The sequence below is a fragment of the Fictibacillus sp. KU28468 genome, assembly GCF_026153615.1.
Taxonomy (GTDB): Bacteria; Bacillota; Bacilli; order Bacillales; family Fictibacillaceae; genus Fictibacillus_C; species Fictibacillus_C marinisediminis.
In genome coordinates, this window is record NZ_CP110666.1 from 2,421,255 (window position 1) to 2,438,787 (window position 17,533).

At 42.8% G+C, this 17,533-nt stretch carries 22 protein-coding genes, 1 tRNA gene and 1 pseudogene; 8 read left to right on the forward strand and 16 right to left on the reverse strand.

The window, feature by feature from the left end; genetic code table 11:
- Positions 1–199 precede the first annotated feature (199 nt).
- Together OKX00_RS12555 and sspO are read left to right on the forward strand one after the other, a co-directional pair.
- On the forward strand, positions 200–391 hold the full coding sequence (locus tag OKX00_RS12555; protein WP_265407594.1) for a DUF378 domain-containing protein: 192 nt from the start codon (positions 200–202) through the stop codon (positions 389–391).
- 89 nt (positions 392–480) lie between these two features.
- Positions 481–657 (forward strand): small acid-soluble spore protein SspO, encoded by a 177-nt coding sequence (gene sspO, locus OKX00_RS12560; RefSeq protein WP_062231999.1) that lies wholly within the window; start codon positions 481–483, stop codon positions 655–657.
- Position 658: 1 nt separating this feature from the next.
- Here sspO and OKX00_RS12565 read toward each other — a convergent pair whose 3' ends face one another.
- Complete coding sequence (locus tag OKX00_RS12565; protein WP_053354376.1) at positions 659–913, reverse strand: hypothetical protein; 255 nt, start codon at positions 911–913, stop codon at positions 659–661.
- Between the two features lie 80 nt (positions 914–993).
- On the opposite strand from OKX00_RS12565, the gene OKX00_RS12570 reads away from it, so the two are divergent.
- Positions 994–1,134, forward strand: coding sequence for a small acid-soluble spore protein P (locus tag OKX00_RS12570; protein WP_053354377.1), 141 nt, complete (start codon positions 994–996; stop codon positions 1,132–1,134).
- A 31-nt stretch (positions 1,135–1,165) separates the two neighbouring features.
- Here OKX00_RS12570 and selA read toward each other — a convergent pair whose 3' ends face one another.
- Positions 1,166–2,551 (reverse strand): L-seryl-tRNA(Sec) selenium transferase, encoded by a 1,386-nt coding sequence (selA, locus tag OKX00_RS12575; protein WP_265407595.1) that lies wholly within the window; start codon positions 2,549–2,551, stop codon positions 1,166–1,168.
- A gap of 94 nt (positions 2,552–2,645) precedes the next feature.
- On the opposite strand from selA, the gene selD reads away from it, so the two are divergent.
- Positions 2,646–3,704: a selenide, water dikinase SelD gene (gene selD / locus OKX00_RS12580; protein ID WP_265407596.1), complete on the forward strand. Its 1,059-nt coding sequence runs from the start codon at positions 2,646–2,648 to the stop codon at positions 3,702–3,704.
- A gap of 28 nt (positions 3,705–3,732) precedes the next feature.
- On the opposite strand, the gene selB is transcribed toward selD, so the two are convergent.
- Positions 3,733–5,631, reverse strand: a complete 1,899-nt coding sequence (gene selB / locus OKX00_RS12585; protein ID WP_265407597.1) for a selenocysteine-specific translation elongation factor — start codon at positions 5,629–5,631, stop codon at positions 3,733–3,735.
- A 135-nt stretch (positions 5,632–5,766) separates the two neighbouring features.
- Between selB and OKX00_RS12590 the strand changes: the two genes are divergently transcribed.
- Both OKX00_RS12590 and OKX00_RS12595 read left to right on the forward strand, forming a co-directional pair.
- Positions 5,767–5,985 (forward strand): helix-turn-helix domain-containing protein, encoded by a 219-nt coding sequence (locus tag OKX00_RS12590; protein ID WP_053354381.1) that lies wholly within the window; start codon positions 5,767–5,769, stop codon positions 5,983–5,985.
- 259 nt (positions 5,986–6,244) lie between these two features.
- A tRNA-Sec gene (locus tag OKX00_RS12595) sits at positions 6,245–6,341 on the forward strand.
- A gap of 60 nt (positions 6,342–6,401) precedes the next feature.
- Here OKX00_RS12595 and OKX00_RS12600 read toward each other — a convergent pair.
- Positions 6,402–6,932: a type 1 glutamine amidotransferase domain-containing protein gene (locus OKX00_RS12600; RefSeq protein ID WP_265407598.1), complete on the reverse strand. Its 531-nt coding sequence runs from the start codon at positions 6,930–6,932 to the stop codon at positions 6,402–6,404.
- Between the two features lie 486 nt (positions 6,933–7,418).
- Here OKX00_RS12600 and OKX00_RS12605 point away from each other — a divergent pair, with 486 nt between their 5' ends.
- A complete protein-coding gene (locus tag OKX00_RS12605) occupies positions 7,419–7,844 on the forward strand; it encodes a DUF2621 domain-containing protein (protein ID WP_265407599.1) in 426 nt (141 codons plus the stop codon).
- 152 nt (positions 7,845–7,996) lie between these two features.
- Here the strand turns inward: OKX00_RS12605 and OKX00_RS12610 are convergent, their stop codons facing one another.
- The 11 genes and pseudogenes from OKX00_RS12610 to OKX00_RS12660 all read right to left on the reverse strand — a co-directional run bounded on the left by OKX00_RS12610 (position 7,997) and on the right by OKX00_RS12660 (position 14,951).
- On the reverse strand, positions 7,997–8,146 hold the full coding sequence (locus OKX00_RS12610; protein WP_265407600.1) for a hypothetical protein: 150 nt from the start codon (positions 8,144–8,146) through the stop codon (positions 7,997–7,999).
- 31 nt (positions 8,147–8,177) lie between these two features.
- Positions 8,178–8,636, reverse strand: coding sequence for a CcdC family protein (locus tag OKX00_RS12615; protein WP_091005558.1), 459 nt, complete (start codon positions 8,634–8,636; stop codon positions 8,178–8,180).
- 90 nt (positions 8,637–8,726) lie between these two features.
- A complete protein-coding gene (locus tag OKX00_RS12620; RefSeq protein WP_062231978.1) occupies positions 8,727–9,437 on the reverse strand; it encodes a cytochrome c biogenesis protein CcdA in 711 nt (236 codons plus the stop codon).
- 89 nt (positions 9,438–9,526) lie between these two features.
- Positions 9,527–9,721: pseudogene (locus OKX00_RS12625) on the reverse strand (ABC transporter ATP-binding protein); the annotation flags it as partial.
- Between the two features lie 561 nt (positions 9,722–10,282).
- A complete protein-coding gene (locus tag OKX00_RS12630) occupies positions 10,283–10,495 on the reverse strand; it encodes a YneF family protein (protein WP_053354387.1) in 213 nt (70 codons plus the stop codon).
- An 80-nt stretch (positions 10,496–10,575) separates the two neighbouring features.
- The gene (gene sirA / locus OKX00_RS12635) at positions 10,576–11,016 is read right to left on the reverse strand and encodes a sporulation inhibitor of replication protein SirA (protein ID WP_053354388.1); all 441 of its coding nucleotides are present in this window, start codon (positions 11,014–11,016) and stop codon (positions 10,576–10,578) included.
- A gap of 139 nt (positions 11,017–11,155) precedes the next feature.
- The gene (tkt, locus tag OKX00_RS12640; RefSeq protein ID WP_265407601.1) at positions 11,156–13,153 is read right to left on the reverse strand and encodes a transketolase; all 1,998 of its coding nucleotides are present in this window, start codon (positions 13,151–13,153) and stop codon (positions 11,156–11,158) included.
- 180 nt (positions 13,154–13,333) lie between these two features.
- Complete coding sequence (locus tag OKX00_RS12645; RefSeq protein WP_053354390.1) at positions 13,334–13,618, reverse strand: iron-sulfur cluster biosynthesis family protein; 285 nt, start codon at positions 13,616–13,618, stop codon at positions 13,334–13,336.
- A 106-nt stretch (positions 13,619–13,724) separates the two neighbouring features.
- Entirely contained in the window at positions 13,725–13,964 is a 240-nt protein-coding gene (locus OKX00_RS12650; RefSeq protein WP_053354391.1) for a DUF896 domain-containing protein, read from the reverse strand.
- 44 nt (positions 13,965–14,008) lie between these two features.
- Entirely contained in the window at positions 14,009–14,665 is a 657-nt protein-coding gene (locus OKX00_RS12655) for a YneB family resolvase-like protein (RefSeq protein ID WP_265407602.1), read from the reverse strand.
- A 7-nt stretch (positions 14,666–14,672) separates the two neighbouring features.
- Positions 14,673–14,951 (reverse strand): cell division suppressor protein YneA, encoded by a 279-nt coding sequence (locus OKX00_RS12660; RefSeq protein ID WP_265407603.1) that lies wholly within the window; start codon positions 14,949–14,951, stop codon positions 14,673–14,675.
- A gap of 155 nt (positions 14,952–15,106) precedes the next feature.
- On the opposite strand from OKX00_RS12660, the gene lexA reads away from it, so the two are divergent.
- Entirely contained in the window at positions 15,107–15,727 is a 621-nt protein-coding gene (gene lexA / locus OKX00_RS12665; RefSeq protein ID WP_062231969.1) for a transcriptional repressor LexA, read from the forward strand.
- A gap of 65 nt (positions 15,728–15,792) precedes the next feature.
- Here the strand turns inward: lexA and cysI are convergent, their stop codons facing one another.
- Positions 15,793–17,511, reverse strand: coding sequence for an assimilatory sulfite reductase (NADPH) hemoprotein subunit (cysI, locus tag OKX00_RS12670; RefSeq protein ID WP_265407604.1), 1,719 nt, complete (start codon positions 17,509–17,511; stop codon positions 15,793–15,795).
- Between the last annotated feature and the right edge of the window lie 22 nt (positions 17,512–17,533).

Genomic DNA, 17,533 nt, shown 5'->3' on the forward strand with positions numbered 1-17,533 from the left:
TACTGCAAAATTCTCTCTTTACTTATTCTACAATTTCCTTCCCTTACCTATCATACGAAAGTGCTTTCAATAAGTAAATAACAGATATGTTATTAAACGATATAAGAAAATCTTATGTTCGTTTCCATTCACCAAAGATTTGCGTTTTCGTATGATATAGAGACTTAAATAACTCTCTTGGGAAAGGAGCTGAGAGCACATGGCTATTCTAAAACAGCTTGCTACACTTCTTGCAATTATCGGAGCACTGAACTGGGGTCTGATTGGTTTATTTGATTTTAACGTAGTTACCGCAATTTTTGGAAGCGGTTCCGCATTAACGCAAATCATTTATGTATTGGCTGGCTTAAGCGGTCTCTGGCTGCTTGTTGACTGGTTCAGGAAAAAATAGTCTGTTCTTTTATAAAAAGCACTCCAGAATTAGGGAGTGCTTTTTTTCTTTGTTCTGCACACACTAAAGGAACAAGGGGGGTGGATCTTATGGCAAAAGCAAAAGGGAAAGCGAATCATATCCGTCCGGGAATGAATGCAGCTAAAGCTCAAGGCGGCGGCGCAGGATATGAGACGGAATTTGGCAACGAACAGCTTCACGCTTCCAACGAACCTTTGACAGAGGCACAGAAACAGAACAATAAAAAGACAAAAAAACGAAAATAAATCAGCTGTTATATTGTGAAATAAATCCTTGGAGCTCTGAACGGTACTGCTCGAGCTGCTGTCTTTGATGTTCAGAGGACACTTCGAGTGCATTATCGATCTGCTGCAGTGCTTCTTCTGCTTCTTTTTTCAGTTCTTTTACCCTTCTGCCATAATCGGCAGCTTGGGTTTGAATGAGCTGATTTGCAGAAACTGCCTGAGAATATCCTTTTTCTGCATCTTGAAAAGCCTGTTGTTTATCTTTGTGATACGGCATTGTTCTTTCTCCTTTGTTTGATGTCATAATGTCTTTACTATGCCAAAACAAAGAATAATTTATTCAATACGGAGGGTCTTATGACAGAGCATAATAGGTTTGATGATATTCGCAAAAATGCCCCAAAAGGTGAAAATCCAGGACAGCCTGAACCGCTGAGCGGATCAAAAAAAGTGAAAAACAGAAATCACACCCGCCAGAAGCACGGCGGAAAAATGTAATTCCTCTAAAAGCCAACCTAAGCGTTGGCTTTTAGTTTAGGTTTAAGAACGTTTGAATCAGAGCCTTTTCATCCGTTTCATCCAAAGTCCTCGGATCGATGACACATTTATTGTTTCTTACCGTTACGATCACAGGCACTCTCTGCTTTCTTAACTTATCCGCAAGCTCAGAAGGTGACAGATTACAATCCGTTACTTCTATTATATAGGCAGGCAATAGCACATCCGGCATCGTTCCGCCTCCCGGCATGGAAAACCCTTTTTTTACCGTACAATTGAACGCGCCTTCCAGCTTTCTTGCAATCCTTTCGGCCTGTGTCTGAATTTCCTCCTGTGTTCTCAGCATGTCCCGGATAACAGGAATCTCTTTCGCCTTCTCATCATTATGATAAGCGAGCAAAGTGGCTTCCAGAGCAGCAAGGGTAAGTTTATCTACACGAAGCACCCTCGCAAGCTGATGGTTTTTTAATACGGTTATTAATTCCTTCTTTCCTGCGATAATCCCCGCTTGAGGGCCGCCAAGCAATTTATCCCCGGAAAAAGAGATCAGGTCAATTCCTGCCTGAACGGCCGGCTTTATCTCCGGTTCGTCTCCGATCTTATACCGCGAGAACGGAAAGAGCGATCCGCTCCCCATATCCTCATATAAAATAAGTCCCGGATTTTTTTCTTTCAATTTCAGCAGTTCGATTGCAGGAATACTTTTTGTAAAGCCACTCATTTTGAAATTGCTGCTATGGACTTTCATAATCATAGCCGTTTCACTTGTGATCGCTCGTTCATAATCTGCCATATGCGTTTTATTAGTCGTGCCCACTTCAATCAGGCGGGCACCGCTTTCTTCCATGATGGATGACACTCGAAAGGAGCCGCCAATCTCCACAAGCTCTCCCCGCGAAACGATAACTTCTTTCTCTTTCGCTAAAACATTCAGGATAAAATAAACCGCTGCGGCATTATTGTTTACCACCAATGCCGCTTCACTGCCAGTGATGGATGTGATCTGCTTCTCAATAACCTCATTCCGAGATCCTCTGGATCCCTCTTCAAGATTGTATTCAAGGTTCGTATAGGAAGATGCAGCCTCGGCCACCCTTTCTGCAGCAGCTCTGCTCAGCCTTGCCCGCCCTAGATTCGTATGTAAAACAACACCTGTTGCATTGATTACTTTCTTCAACAAATAGGGACCTTCTTCGTAAAGCCTGCGGCTGACTGCTTCACAAACCCGGGATAGCAGTTCTGTATTTTCGGCTTTTCCATTATAGCTGCCCTTCAGTATGGCTTCCCGGAGATTACTGATTTCTTCCTGAACCCATCGTGTAATTACTTCTGCCGGAACTTCCAATTTCCCCGCCTGCCAATCTTTGGCCTGCAGAACAGCATTCACAGCAGGCAATCTCCTCAACTTTTCCTTCACGTTGCTGCTCCTTTCTTCTTTCTCTTTTTTTCGATTGTACTTTTTCGCACTTTGCCTCAAAAATGTTTATACTACATTTAAGGAGGTGGAGTTCATGACAAGCCAGGATAAAATCCGTTTGACCCAGTTTTCAACCAAAGGCGGCTGAGGCTGCAAAATCGGTCCCGAGGACCTGGCACAAGTTTTGTGCCATTTACCAGAAAGAGAAGCTGACCCTAACTTGATCGTCGGCCTGGAAACTTCTGATGATGCAGGAGTATACAAACTGAGTGAAGAAGTTGCCATGATTCAAACCGTAGATTTCTTTACACCCATTGTAGATGATCCGTATATGTTCGGACAAATTGCTGCAGCCAATGCTTTAAGCGATGTATATGCGATGGGCGGCACCCCAAAAACCGTCTTAAATATTGTCGGTTTTCCGCTAAAAAAATTGGGCCATGAAGTATTAGCGGAGATTCTAAAAGGCGCGGCCGACAAAGTGCAAGAGGCTGGTGCTCTTATCGTTGGAGGACATTCCATCGATGATCAGGAGCCAAAATTCGGCTTATCGGTTACAGGCTTTGCCCACCCGGCGCAGATCTACAAAAATGTAGGATTAAAGCCCGGCGATGCTCTTATACTTACAAAACCAATCGGAATCGGCATTCAGACGACCGCCATCAAGCAGAACCGTTTGAATGAGGGGCAAGTCCGGTATGTTTCGGAGATCATGGCCACATTGAACAAAACTGCGGCAGAATGCCTTGCTAACTATCAGCCTAATGCTGTGACCGATGTGACCGGATTTGGTTTGCTGGGACACGCCAGTGAGATGGCTAAAGGCAGTGAATCAGTTTCGGTCGCTCTCTCTTATTCCAGAACACCGGTCGTCGAAGGAACAGAAGCACTTGCCATGCAGGGAGTCGTCCCAGGCGGCACGAAAGCGAACCATCAATGGATTGAAGATTTGATCAGGTATGATGAGTCGCTGACAGAAACACAGCAATGGATATTATGTGATGCTGTTACGTCCGGCGGATTATTAGTCAGTCTGCCGGAGAACCAGGCCGATGCTTATCTTAGAGATCTGCATAGCGCAGGATTAAAGCAAGCAGCAAAGATCGGCAGTGTTACCGAACGAAAAGAAAGATTGATCATCATTGAACCTTAAAAAAACTCCGATTACTGCGGAGTTTTTTTCATGCCTTATTCCATCTTCTATGATCACCTGCACGTTCTGTATATCCCAGCTGATCCAGTAATTCAAGAAACGGAATAAGAAATTTCCTGGATATCTTCAATGCCGTTTTTGCTTCCTGTATGGAAAAGGACGGTGCACAGTTCTCCTTTAATGTCTTCATATGCAAATTCAGGGCTTTGCTGTGGATCAGCCTGTCTCCCCCTGCTTGCACAGCCTGGCCTGTGCGTCGCAAATAGGATAAGATGTCCAGTCGCATTCCTTTCGGCAGTCCAGCCTGTTCGTAAAGCTGATCAAAAGGATCTGACTCAATTCCCTGCTGAAACAGCCTTTGCTCCAACTGTTGGTAACGCACTTTCCATTGATTTGGAATCTCCGGCTGAAAATTGCTTTGTGCGATCAGATTCTGATTTTGCCGCAATGCAGCTTCATGGAGCAGTTCTTTTAAAACATATTCAATCAGCAAGGCAGGATATCCTTTGAGCCGCTGTAGAAGTTCGGCTTTATCCAACCCTTCCCGCAAAGGATATTGCTGATGAAAGCGAGCGGCTTCTTCTACGATCCTGTTTTTTATCTCCGAAACGCTCTCTGACAGTGCATATTGTTCTGAAGAAACCTCAACGATGTGCTTTTCAGCCAGTAAACGCTGTAGATGGCCAGACAGAACGGCAGGGATGCCCGTCAATTTTGCCATCTCATCCACGTGCAGCAAATGATGTGATTGCAGGTGACGGATGATCCATTCTTCTGGAGCACCCTCTTTTTTCTCCTTCAGGAATGCAACAGTCTCCTCTCCAAACCGGTATTTTCCACCATTTGGATCGATCACTTCTCCGCCGCCGATCGTTTCTTCAGGAGAAGGACGCCTCAAAATGAACCGGTCACCCCGCTTGGCTATGACCGGGTGGACTAACCGAACCTGACAATAAGCAGCTCCCGCTTTTTCAGTAGATTCGTTTCTGTCAAAGAATACGATCTTACCCATGATTTCTGTAGTTCCTATGTAAAATTTGATGAGCTGGCGCTGCTTGATCTTCTTATGATTCTTGGTTAACAGCAGCATGATGTCTAATGTATCCGTAACTTGATACTCTCCTGGAGAAAAAAGAACATGCCCTCTTTTAACATCCTCATGCTTGATCCCCGTGACATTCAGGGCGGCCCTTTGTCCCGCCAGGGCATAATCCACTTGTCTGTTGTGTACTTGCAGCTGCCTTACTTTTACTATATCTCCGCCCGGCTCCATTTGCAGTGTGTCACCGACAGAGGCGGAGCCTTCTAAAATCGTTCCTCTTACAACCGTTCCCTGTCCTGCTACAGTAAACGAATGGTCGATCGGCAGCCGAAATGGACCGCAGACATTTTTAGCGGTTACGTTTTCCGCCATGCCGAGGAGTTCCAACTTCAGTTCTTCCAACCCTGTTCCTGAAAAGCTGTCGACAAAATGAACAGAATGGTTAAGGAACGAGAAGCTCTTCATCATCTCTTCGACCTCTTCGAGGAGCAATGACTTCCATTCTTCATTAACCTTATCTGCCTTGGAAACTGCACAAACTAGATCCGTGATTCCCAGAAATTGAAGAATTTCAAGATGCTCAACGGTTTGCGGCATAATTCCTTCATCTGCTGCAATCACAAGGATGACCATATCAATTCCTGCTGAACCAGCAATCATCTGGCGGATGAACCGTTCATGCCCAGGAACATCAATGATAACTGATTGGATTCCATCACCGAGGTAAAAATGAGCGATCCCGGGTTCAATTGTAATGCCTCGCTCTTTTTCCTCTTTTAACGTATCAGTATCCACGCCGCTCAACGCCTTCGTCAGGGCTGTTTTCCCATGGTCAATATGGCCGGCAATTCCAATCGTAATATGCTTTGCTCCGATCGCAGACACCTCCCTGTATTTTCTCTTTTCTTATTATATCGCACCATTTTATTTACAGACAGGCTTCTGCGGTGAAGCTTTATTCGGGTGAAACTATCTATTCCATTGCCATTGTGTTATACTATTTAAAAGTGAGGTGGCGTTTTGAACGTTTATAAACCTAAAAAAAGCAATCTTAAATCTTTAATTGCTGATAAGAACATGAAGATCCAAGCTCTTTCAAAAAAAACCAATATCTCTGTTGACCAGTTAAACGATTACCAGTCTAAAAAAGTAATGAGTCTAAGCAATGCTATGACCATCGCAAAAGAATTAGATTGCCAGATTGAAGAACTTTATGACTGGAAGATAGTAAAAGAGTGAAACTTTCACTCTTTTTTTCCTTTTTGTTTGTTACTCAGGGCTGAAGCAATACTTTATTACGAATTAGGGAGAGAACCAACCTGAAAAATAATCTGTTTGCCGCCGGTGAATCCGTAAAAATTAAAGCTACCGATGAAATGGTCACTGTTTTACGATGCAAGTTTATTAAGAACATGAAACGCTATTCTTACATTGTGAAAGAAAATCCTTCAACATTCTACTTTGAGGAAGAACTTGTTAAGAAATAACTTCCTTCCACGGGGCCAGAAGTGCAGCTGGTGCTCGCCTGGGTCTTCAACACCTCTTGGGAGGCGCGTGCCGTCTCCGGTGGGTTCGATTCCCACATGGTCCCGCCATTGAAAATGAATGAACCAAATAAAAAAGAAGACGGCAGATGCCGCCTTCTTTTTTTATTGTTAGTTATACTCACCGGCCAGTACATCAGCAAATGCTTTCACATATATCGGCAGGTCTGGCGGACGGCGGCTTGAGACCAGGTGGCCATCAACGACTACTGCCTCATCCAGCCACACTGCTCCGGCATTCTCCATATCATCCTTTATCCCGGGTGTGCTCGTTACATTTTTACCCTGAAGCATTTTTGCAGAGATCAGGACCCATCCGGCATGGCAAATTTGACCGATTGGCTTTTTATGAGTTTCCATATGCTGAACGATTTCTATAACCTTTGAAAAACGTCTCAGTTTGTCGGGTGCCCACCCGCCTGGAACGAGTAAAGCATCATAGTCTGAGGGATCAATCTCTTCAAATGAATAATCCGATTCCGCAGGTACTCCGTATTTTCCTTTATAGGTTTCTCCCGCTTTCTCCCCGGCAAGATCGACTTGAGCTCCTTCTTCCCGCAAACGCAGAATAGGATACCATAATTCCAGATCTTCAAACTCATGATGTACAAGACTCAATACCTTTTTGTCCGCTAACCGCATGTACGGCACCTCCAAAATAATAGATTACTCTCTGTCCGATAATGTAACGTGAGTTTCAAGGTGAAGTCAAGCCATCCCGCTTGCTGCCATGATCATTATTTCCCAGCATCCATAAACGGTAGGGAGGTATACTTCTTTTTCCAGCAGGTTATCCAAGCGTTTATGCATACATGAATATTTATGCACGCTTAGTTATCCCAGGTTTATCCACAATTTAAGTTATTTACAGTTATCCACAACAAGACCTGTTATAGTGTTAATAACTTTCTGTACCAATGAATAAACTGTTATAGTTCCATTTTCGAACTGTTATAATCCTTCGGAGGATGTCATTTTTTGTCGTATAAAATTATTTCCCGTAATCGATCTTTCCCTCCCCTCTTCACACACTTCCAGATGTTTATTGATTTCGTCCTGTTTCTCAAGATATAATTGATAGAGAATACATAATAAGGTTGAAGAAACCTATTGATCGGGGTGGACAGCATGTCTGCAGGTTTTTTTCTATTCATTGCAGCCTGGACAATATTTTTAATCTCAATGTTTGCGATCGGCGGTTATTTTATGTTTCGAAAGTTTTTGAAACGGCTTCCGAAAAAAGACGGAAAATCAATCTTGGACTGGCAGGATTACTATATCCAGGAGACGATCCATTTATGGACTCCGCAGCAAAAGGCCTTTTTGGAGGAACTCGTCACACCTGTTCCCGAACTTTTCCGTGATGTTGCCCGTGAAAAGATTGCAGGAAAAATCGGCGAGCTTGCCATACAGGAAAAAGCATCTGTGATGACGCAGGATCTTATAGTACGGGGATACATTATCGCTACACCGAAAAGAGATCATAAATGGCTTATAAAAAAGTTAAACGAAAAGCACATTGACCTCTCTCCCTATAAGAGCCTTTTAGGATAAAAAAAACTCGATCACCATTTGGTGATCGAGTTTTTTTATGGGGCTGTCCAGAAAGTCGAAAATTGACCTTCAGGCAGCCCCTTTTTGGCTTGAAAAATCTTCAATGAAAAGTTAATTGAAGTGGAAGATGCGAGACTCCTCGAAAATGAATTTCACATTTTCTTCGTGCCTAGCGTGACAGGTGAGACTCCCGCCGGTGCTTGCACCAAAAAGTAGGCGTTCACGCCGGTAAGGCTCACCGCACGCCCCGCGAAAGTAGGAGCTCGCGCCGGTAAAAGCGAGCAGCCTGGAACGGAAATCAACAGCTTAAAGACTTCTTGGACAGCCCCTTTTTTATGATTTCAGCACTTTTTGATATCCGAAATACATCGCCACTCTCCAGGGGAGAATCATCCCAAACGCCACGATAAAAAACAGACCGCTCGTTTCTGTATAGGAGATCTGATGGCCAAGGTACGTCTTCATCGCCATTCGTATGAGGAAAAGAGCAATCAAAATCGCCACAAAAGCTTTTGAGCGGATAAGATAGACCTCCCCTCCCCTCTTTTCAAACTTGCTTGTTTTTATCAGAAATATGGAAAAGAGACAGCCAACCAGGAACGCCTCCCCTGCCTCCCACCAGGTAACTCGGAACTCAGGAAATGCAAACATGAGAAACCCGGTGGACATGAAAAAAGGAGGAAGTATAATCTTTTTAAGTGAGGCAGGTTTTTTCGTAGCCTTCAAACGTACAAAAATAACGGTGACAGCCATGACGGCTGCCAGTATACTGCTTGCAATAAAAAACAAAATCTTTTCCTTCTTTCTTATTCAGATGGCTCAAAAAATTGTTGTTGTTTTTAAAATAAGATCGTTGCTGTTTCTTTCCAGGAGTGATCCTTCTTAAAATCCTTGAAAGCCTCCAAAAACGCGATTTACGAGAAACGAAGTGAACTTGGTCATCCAGTCAAAGTATAACATGACCCCCATAGCGACCATAAGAAAACCGCCAGATTTCATTATTTGAACATTATATCTCTTTATGCTGCTTAGTTTATCCAAAAAGAAACTTAAAAAGAAAAAAGGAACCGCAAAACCAAGAACATAAAAAGCCATATACAGCATGCCCGCTCCTGGATTGGACACAGCCAGAGCGATCACTGCACCTAGAATCGGGCCTGTACAAGGTGTCCATCCTGCAGAAAAACCGATTCCGATCAAGATGGAGCCCATGTATCCCGCAGGCCTGTTTCTGAAAGCCAGCTTTCTGTCTTTCATTAAAAACGCCGGCTTTAATAAGCCTAAAATGATCAAGCCAAAGATAACAATGATAATTGCTCCGAACTGGCGAAGAAAATCTTTGTATTCAACAAAGATATTGCCGATGAATGAAGACGATAACCCCAGGACGATAAAAACGATCGAAAAACCGAGCAAAAAATAAGCCGTATGCAGCATGGCTTGTTTTCTTTTCATTCCCTTTTCTTCTTTGATCTCCCTGACTGAAATTCCTGTGATATAAGAAAGGAAAGCCGGATAAAGCGGCAGGCAGCACGGGGAGATAAAAGACAGTAAACCAGCTCCAAAAGCCAGCCATATATTCAAGTCTGCCATCAAGTCTACTCCTCTTTATGTAATACTTTTAGTTTATAGATTTAAGACCGCCAGTTCAATGAAAATGAAGAAAATTTCCTCAGGGAGGATCATCTGGCATCATAGAAGAGCTTTCCTTTTTGCTGAAGGGAATACATTTTGTGATATAAGCCTCGTGCTTCCACCAGTTCTTGATGAGTTCCTCTTTCCACAATCTCTCCCTGATGAAGAACAAGAATCAGATCAGCATCTTGAATAGTGGACAGACGGTGAGCGATTGCGATCGTCGTTCTACCTGCCCTCATTTTCTTTAAATCTAACTAAGATATATTCTCCGACAACTCTTCCTCTAAATTCACTTTAACACCAAATATTTCAGCTGCAGCTGAATCATTTCCTGGAGCATGAATTACCATCTCAACCTTGTACAGATTCTCATTGTCAGTTAAGTATTCTCACTGCGATTTGACAGTTTGAAATTCGTAATATCCAGCAGCTCCATGGTCTTCGCCTTTAGAGTATAAATGCAAATAAATTTTTATCATAGAGTTCCCCCATCCTTAACTAACTCACTTTTCTCCCTGTAAAGTAAAACCTATACGTCTAGCCGACTCGGCTCTATATCTACTCCATTCAATAAAAGGAATTAATTTCCTTTGACTGAAAGAAGATCAACTTCCTTTTTCAATTGCTAGTAATACTCCTCCATTAATCTTTCTAATTCCATTAAAAAAACCACCCTTTCTGCTGAATCTTACGCAGAAAAAGTGGTAGTTGTCGTGATATACGAAAAATTAACCAATGACTTAAGGAATGATCAACTGATTAATCTTAATTGATGAAAAAAGCCTGCTGGTACGGGCTTTTTACTTCATCTGGTTGTTCATTGCTTTCATCATCTGATTGATTTTCTTTTGGGACGGCTTCTGACCCATTTGCATCATCATCACACGCAGCATGTTTTCATTGATTGGTGGATTCTTTTGTAGGTAATTCATCATGTATTTGCGGGCAATGAAAAATCCAATTGCTACTCCTGCAAGAAGCGCTAAAATGCCCACAAGGATATAATAAAACATAGTAAAACTTCCTCCTTCGTGTTGTCTAGCACTAGTTTACTATAAAAAGACAATCAGTTACAAGATACACGCCAAAATATTTATGACCCATAGCCTGACCTAGCCTTTAACGGATTCAACCAGCCATAGCGGTAATACTTAAAATCCATCGCAAAAAAACAGCGTTCATACTTTCGTATGTTTTCAAAAATGGCTGTTTCCGCCTCAAAACTGCCTACGCTTTGAAGAAGCATATAACGTTCTGAAAAACTGAGCCGCGCAGAGCTTTTTTCACACTCCAGAAGGAAAGAGTGGACTTCCGCCTGAAATCCTTTTGATGAGAGCAGCATCTGTTTTATAAACGATTGAAGAGGGTTCAACTGAAGCGGAGAGGTGATGTACAGGATTTGTTTCATCAATACTTCTTTTTGCTGAGTAAAGGTTTTGTATTCTTCCAAAAACAGCTGAAAGAGTTTGATTTCTTTCCCAAAATACTCTTCGGCGACATCTTCCTTTATCTTATAGATCAAATACTCTCTCAAAACCGCCACCTCTCTCCCTTTTTTACAATTAGTATAATGGATTCTTTACAAAATACTTGTCTTATGCTGTAGCATGAGGCCACTTCTTTTGTCGAAAAAAAAAAACCCCGGAGAAAATATTCTCCGGGGTTTATACAGCTTATTTATTCAATAAAGCTTTTAATTTATTGGATACATTTTCGACTGTAAAGCCGTATTCAGCAATGATTTTTTCTCCAGGTGCTGAAGCACCAAATTTGTCAATCGCAATTGTGTCGCCATCCAAACCAACATATTTGTGAAGGCCTTGAGATGCCGCCATTTCAATACCGAGTCTTGTTCTTACCGATGAAGGAAGAACGCTCTCTTTGTATTCTGCAGATTGCTTTTCAAAACGATCCCATGAAGGCATAGAAACAACAGAAACTTGGATTCCCTCTTGTTTTAATTGTTTCTGTGCTTCGATCGCCAAGCTGACTTCAGAACCAGAAGCGAGAAGCAATGCTTCAGGTGTACCTTCAGCTTCAGAAATAACATATGCACCTTTTTTGACATTCTCATATGCACTTTCTTTTGTCCCTTCTAGAATCGGAAGGTTTTGTCTTGTTAAAACTAGTGCAGTTGGCTGATCTACACTTTCAAGAGCCAGCTTCCACGCAGCAACAGACTCATATGCATCTGCTGGGCGGATGACAGAAAGCCCAGGCATCGCACGGAGGGACGCAAGCTGTTCTACCGGCTCATGGGTAGGGCCGTCTTCACCAACTGCTACACTGTCATGGGTAAACACATAGGTTACCGGAAGCTTCATGATGGAAGCCAGACGGATTGCCGGGCGCAAGTAGTCTGAGAATACGAAGAACGTTGCACCGAATACTTTCAGTCCGCCATGAAGCGCCATTCCGTTAACAGCTGCACCCATCGCAAATTCCCTTACTCCAAACCAGATGTTGCGGCCGCTGTAATTTTCACGGCTGAAGTTTGTTTCTCCAGTAAGCATCGTGTTGTTTGATCCTGCAAGGTCAGCAGATCCTCCAAACAACCATGGAATATTTTTTGCAAAAGCATTCAATGCTTTTCCTGAAGAAGCCCTTGTCGCAACAGCTTTATCAAATTCAGGAAGATTCGCATCAAAGTTTTCTGGTAATTTGTTATCGATCGCTGTTTTCAATTGAGCTGCAGCTTCACTGTGCTCTTTTTCATAGCGTGCAAATAACTCATTCCATTCCTGTTCTTTCTTTTTGCTATCTTCTTTCAATGAAGCAAAGTGATCACTTACTTCATCAGGTACGAAGAAGTCTTCTTCAAACACCCAGTTGTATGCTTCTTTTGTCAGTTTTACTTCATCTGATCCAAGAGGAGCACCATGAGAAGCAGATTTACCGGACTTGTTAGGAGAACCGTATCCGATTACTGTTTTCACTTCGATTAACGTCGGATGTGAAGTATCCTTTTTTGCTTCGGCGATCGCATTTTCGATCTCTTCAAGGTTTGTTCCGTCTTCTACACGAAGTACTTGCCATCCATATGCTTTAAAGCGGTCTTCTACACTCTCAGAAAACGAAAGATGAAGATCTCCATCAAGAGAGATATCATTTGAATCATAAAGAACAACAAGTTTTCCGAGTCCAAGATGACCTGCTAAAGATGCAGCTTCACCTGATACGCCTTCCATCAAATCTCCGTCTCCACAGATAGAGTACGTATGGTGGTCAACAACTTCAAAGCCGTCTTTGTTGTAAGTAGCAGCAAGATGGCGTTCTGCCATTGCCATACCTACAGCCATCGCGATCCCTTGTCCAAGCGGTCCTGTTGTAGCATCTACACCAGCCGTATGTTTGTACTCAGGATGTCCTGGCGTTTTGCTTCCCCATTGGCGGAATTGTTTTAAGTCTTCCATGGACAAGTCATAGCCTGAAAGGTGAAGCAGGCTGTAAAGCAGCATGGAGCCATGCCCTGCAGATAACACAAAACGGTCACGGTTAAACCATTCAGGATTTTCCGGGTTGTGATTCATGAATTTCGTCCAAAGACTGTAAGCCATCGGTGCAGCACCCATTGGCATACCAGGGTGTCCAGATTTGGCTTTCTCAATGCTATCTATAGCCAAGGTACGGATAGTGTTGATTGATAATTGGTCAATTGAAGCAGTAGACATTATTTAATCATCCCTTCATCTACATATGTAAAAGATTTCTCGATACCATCATAAACATATTGGACATTTTATACAAGCACAATGCCCACCAATAGTGTCCCATAAAATCTTTCTTTGATACAAATAAAAAAACCTGCATTATAACTTTATAACTTTTTGTTATAATACAGGTTCCTTTATTTAGTTTAACGCAGGGAACTCACAATAAAAGATATCTTCCCCTTCATCATAGTCCAGTTTCATATCATCTACGAGCCAGCGGTCATCCGGTTTAATACAAAATTTCAATCCGCTTATTTCCTGAATATCATCACCGTCTGCCGGCTGAGCTGGGATGACGCCTAATGAGTATCCGCCGTTGCTTGCACTGCCTGCATATCGCGCATATAACCGGAGTGCCTCACCTTCATTAAGATCGATTTCACTATACAGTCTGACCACAGAATCCGTTATTGAAAAGGCCAAGGTGTTCTCCCCTTTCACAGTTGTTATATAACAGTATATACGAAATTCTGAATTTTGCAACAACAAAATAGCCTGATTTCTTTGTACTGAAATCAGGCCTTTTTACTTAATGCTTCATATTGTTCTGGCTTTTTTTACTTTCTTTTAGCTTATCCGGTGTTACATCATTGCCTTCCGGGTCAATGATCTTCAATGAATGCAATCTATTTTGAAAAGAAGTTCTGACGTTTTTCAGATACTCTTCCCTTAATTGCTTTTGTTCTTTGGCTTCTTCTGTTGACAAACCTTCTTGTTTAGATTTTTTGGCAAGAAAATTTATCCGTTCCAGTTTATCTGGTGTAAGCATGGAACACCTCTCCTTTTTCTTCGATATCCCTATCGTAACGAATATTAAGTAGAGTTTCCAGTCGGAGCACCTTCTAAATACTCCTTATACCTGCGGTGAACTGTCGCTTTTGATGCTTCATATCCAAAACCCCTTAGCGTAACGGCAATTTCTGCAAACGTAAGATCCATTCCTCTAAGCCGTATGATTTCATCAACCGGAAGTACCTTCCGGTCTCTTCCTCCATGATGGATGTTCTTTAAATTCTTTTGTGGTTTATAGCCTTTTTGAACAGCCTTCCTCATTCCTCTTTTTATCTTTAAGTTATGCAGCTTGCGCTGATATTCCTCTACAACGGCAACGATTTCAAGCACCATAGACTCCGCTTCGGAAAGATGGTATTCCCCTTGGCTGCTGTAGGTATAAACTTTAATGTTCCTCTTCTGAAGTTCGTGAAGAAGAACGATCTTGGCGTTCCCCCTGCCCAAGCGGGTATCATCCGTTACAAGAAGAACATCAAATTCTTCGTTTTGGGCCCGCTCGATTACCTCAAACAAACCATCCCGTTCCAGGCTGTATCCGCTTTCTCTATCTTTTATGACAGAGACAATGCCGAACCCATGGCTGAATGCCAGCTGTCTCAATTCATCTTCCTGCCGGGATAAAGAGGATGTCTGCTCTTCCTTTTCGGTGCTTACTCTGCAATAAATGATCGATCTCAATTGTGCCTCACCTGTCTTCTTCTGCCTTGATGGGTATCGTTAATTTCTGTCCTGGGGTAATGGTTCCTGCCTGTATTCCGTTATTCTTTTCAACCCAGTTGACAAATTCCCAATTTGAACCTTTGTCCTTCGTATATTCTTCGGCGATCTCCCAAAGTGAATCACCTTTATTAACGATAATCTCCATATATTCTCTGGATCCTTCTGCGTGAGACTGATAAGCGAACATAATAAAACCTGCTGCAACAATAGATAATAGCATAAATACCGGTGAAAATCCCTTCATCGTATATCTCCCCTTTGCGAATATGTGTTCTTATTAATTTTTATTATAATAGGAACACCTGTTCTTTACAAGGGTTTTCTTCGAACTTATGTTTGTATATCTTGTTCCTGCATGCTATACTTTTTTCAAGAGTATTCAGTGAATGAGGTGTAATCATGACAAAATTATCCAGAAGACAAATCGATATCCTGGACTTTATTAAGGAAGAAGTAAACGCGAAAGGCTATCCACCCTCAGTCAGGGAAATCGGTGAAGCAGTTGGACTGGCTTCAAGCTCAACCGTACACGGCCATTTATCCAGGCTTGAGAAAAAGGGGCTGATCAGGCGTGATCCTACCAAACCCAGGGCCATTGAAGTGCTCGGCCTCGAATCAGATCAGATCATAAACAGAACGCGATCAGTTAATGTACCGATCATCGGTAAAGTTACCGCGGGTTCCCCGATTACAGCTATCGAAAACGTTGATGAATATTTTTCATTGCCAGAACACGTTGTAGGAGACGATAATGTTTTTATGTTAACTGTAGAAGGAGACAGTATGATAGAAGCTGGCATCTACGACAGGGACCTCGTGGTCGTCAAGCAGCAGCCAACAGCTGAAAACGGTGACATCATTGTGGCCATGACAGAAGAAAATGAAGCGACTGTAAAACGCTTTTTTAAAGAAAAAGACCACATTCGCCTGCAGCCGGAAAACGCCGCTTTATCTCCAATTTTGCTGCAAAATGTGACCATACTTGGTAAAGTAATCGGTGTATATCGAACACTTCAATAAAAAAAAGCAAAAAACAGCGACCCCGCACACAAGGCTGGGTCGCTGTTTTAGTTATAAGGATAATATTAATTATGAAAGTTTGTACCGTCCGTCGTTGCTTCTATAATGCCCGCACGAATCACAAAGTCTCCAAAGTGCTCGCCTTCTTCGCGTTCTTTCGCAAATCTAGGGAACAGCATCTTCAATTCTTTTAAAATCTCTTCCTCCCCTATGTTTTCACGATACATTTTGCTCAATCGGCTGCCGTCAAACGCTGCACCCAAATACATGTTATATTTTCCTGGCGCTTTACCGATAAACCCAATTTCACCTAGCGCATGGCGGGCACATCCATTGGGGCAACCCGTCATTCGAACGGTAATCTCTTCGTTTCTCAAGCCGTTTTCTTCAGCTATGTTATCGATCTTGTTCATTAGCACCGGAAGATAGCGTTCTGCCTCCGCCATGGCTAGACCGCAAGTAGGAAGGGCCACACAAGCCATGGAATTGCGCCGGATCGCAGAAACTTTTTGGCTGTCGAGCATTCCATACTGTTCCAACAACTCTGTAATCTCTTGTTTCTTCTCTCTCGTAATATTGGCAATTATAAGGTTCTGGTTGGCGGTCAAACGGAATTCCCCTTTATGGACCTTCGCGATTTCCCTTAAACCGGTCATCAGCTTGCAGTTCTCAAAATCCGTGATACGGCCGCCTTCAACAAACAGAGTAAAATGCCAATTCTCCTGCACACCCTGTACCCAGCCATACCGGTCTCCATTATCTTCAAAAGAAAAGTCTTTCGCTTCATCCAGACTCCAGCCTAAACGGTTTTCCAGCTCTTCTTTAACGGTTTGAAGACCTAACCGGTCGACTGTATATTTAAAGCGGGCGTTCTTACGCTGTGAACGGTTTCCATAATCTCTCTGAATGGTAATGACTTTTTCAGCCACCTCAAGAATCTGGTCGGGTGTGCAAAAACCAATCACTTTTGACAGCTGCGGATAGGTTGCTTTATCTCCATGTGACATTCCCATGCCTCCACCAATGGACACATTAAATCCAATTAGCTTCCCATCTTCTACTACGGCGATTAAACCGAGGTCCTGTGAAAAGACATCAATGTCATTGGAAGGTGGAACTGCAATGCCGATTTTAAATTTACGCGGCAAGTAAAGCGGTCCGTACATCGGTTCAACTTCTTCTGTTTCTGGAGTGCCTGCTACTTTTTCCTCATCCAGCCAAACCTCGTGGTACGCTCTTGTTCTTGGCAAGAGATGGTCACTGAGTTTTTTGGACCATTCATACACATCAGAATGAACTTCTGATTGATAGGGATTGGAGATGCACATCACATTACGGTTTACGTCACCGCAAGCTGCAATCGTATCGAGCATTGATGCATGGATCTCCTGAATGGTATTTTTCATGTTCCATTTTAAAATGCCGTGCATTTGAAACGTCTGGCGTGTGGTTAATTTTAATGTTCCATTACCATACTGGTTGCCCAGCTGATCCAAAACCAGCCATTGAGAAGGCGTCACCACTCCCCCTGGCAATCTTACGCGGAGCATGAACTGATAAGCTGGTTCAAGCTTTTGTTTCTGCCGCTCTGTACGAAGGTCTCTGTCGTCCTGCAAATAGCTGCCATGATGCTTCATGAGGCGGTTATCATCATCCGGGATACCTGCACTGATCCGGTCAAGCATCACTTCCTTCAGCGTACCCCGTAAATAATTACTCTCTTCTTTTATACGTTCCACATCACTCGGTTTGCCTTCCGGTGCTTTTAATAATGGGTTTGACATCTCTTTAAACTCCTTTCTGTTG

Bases quoted from the DNA above. Each gene is read 5' to 3' on its own strand.
- OKX00_RS12630 (WP_053354387.1), bottom strand. From the start codon at position 10,495: ATGTTTTATTATATCCTTGTGGGCATTTTAGCGCTTCTTGCAGGAGTA.
- OKX00_RS12605 (WP_265407599.1), top strand. From the start codon at position 7,419: ATGTCTGCAGGTTTTTTTCTATTCATTGCAGCCTGGACAATATTTTTA.
- OKX00_RS12555 (WP_265407594.1), top strand. From the start codon at position 200: ATGGCTATTCTAAAACAGCTTGCTACACTTCTTGCAATTATCGGAGCA.
- sspO (WP_062231999.1), top strand. From the start codon at position 481: ATGGCAAAAGCAAAAGGGAAAGCGAATCATATCCGTCCGGGAATGAAT.
- OKX00_RS12565 (WP_053354376.1), bottom strand. From the start codon at position 913: ATGCCGTATCACAAAGATAAACAACAGGCTTTTCAAGATGCAGAAAAA.
- lexA (WP_062231969.1), top strand. From the start codon at position 15,107: ATGACAAAATTATCCAGAAGACAAATCGATATCCTGGACTTTATTAAG.
- OKX00_RS12620 (WP_062231978.1), bottom strand. From the start codon at position 9,437: ATGGCAGACTTGAATATATGGCTGGCTTTTGGAGCTGGTTTACTGTCT.
- OKX00_RS12650 (WP_053354391.1), bottom strand. From the start codon at position 13,964: ATGCTTACACCAGATAAACTGGAACGGATAAATTTTCTTGCCAAAAAA.
- OKX00_RS12600 (WP_265407598.1), bottom strand. From the start codon at position 6,932: ATGCGGTTAGCGGACAAAAAGGTATTGAGTCTTGTACATCATGAGTTT.
- OKX00_RS12570 (WP_053354377.1), top strand. From the start codon at position 994: ATGACAGAGCATAATAGGTTTGATGATATTCGCAAAAATGCCCCAAAA.
- cysI (WP_265407604.1), bottom strand. From the start codon at position 17,511: ATGTCAAACCCATTATTAAAAGCACCGGAAGGCAAACCGAGTGATGTG.
- OKX00_RS12660 (WP_265407603.1), bottom strand. From the start codon at position 14,951: ATGAAGGGATTTTCACCGGTATTTATGCTATTATCTATTGTTGCAGCA.
- tkt (WP_265407601.1), bottom strand. From the start codon at position 13,153: ATGTCTACTGCTTCAATTGACCAATTATCAATCAACACTATCCGTACC.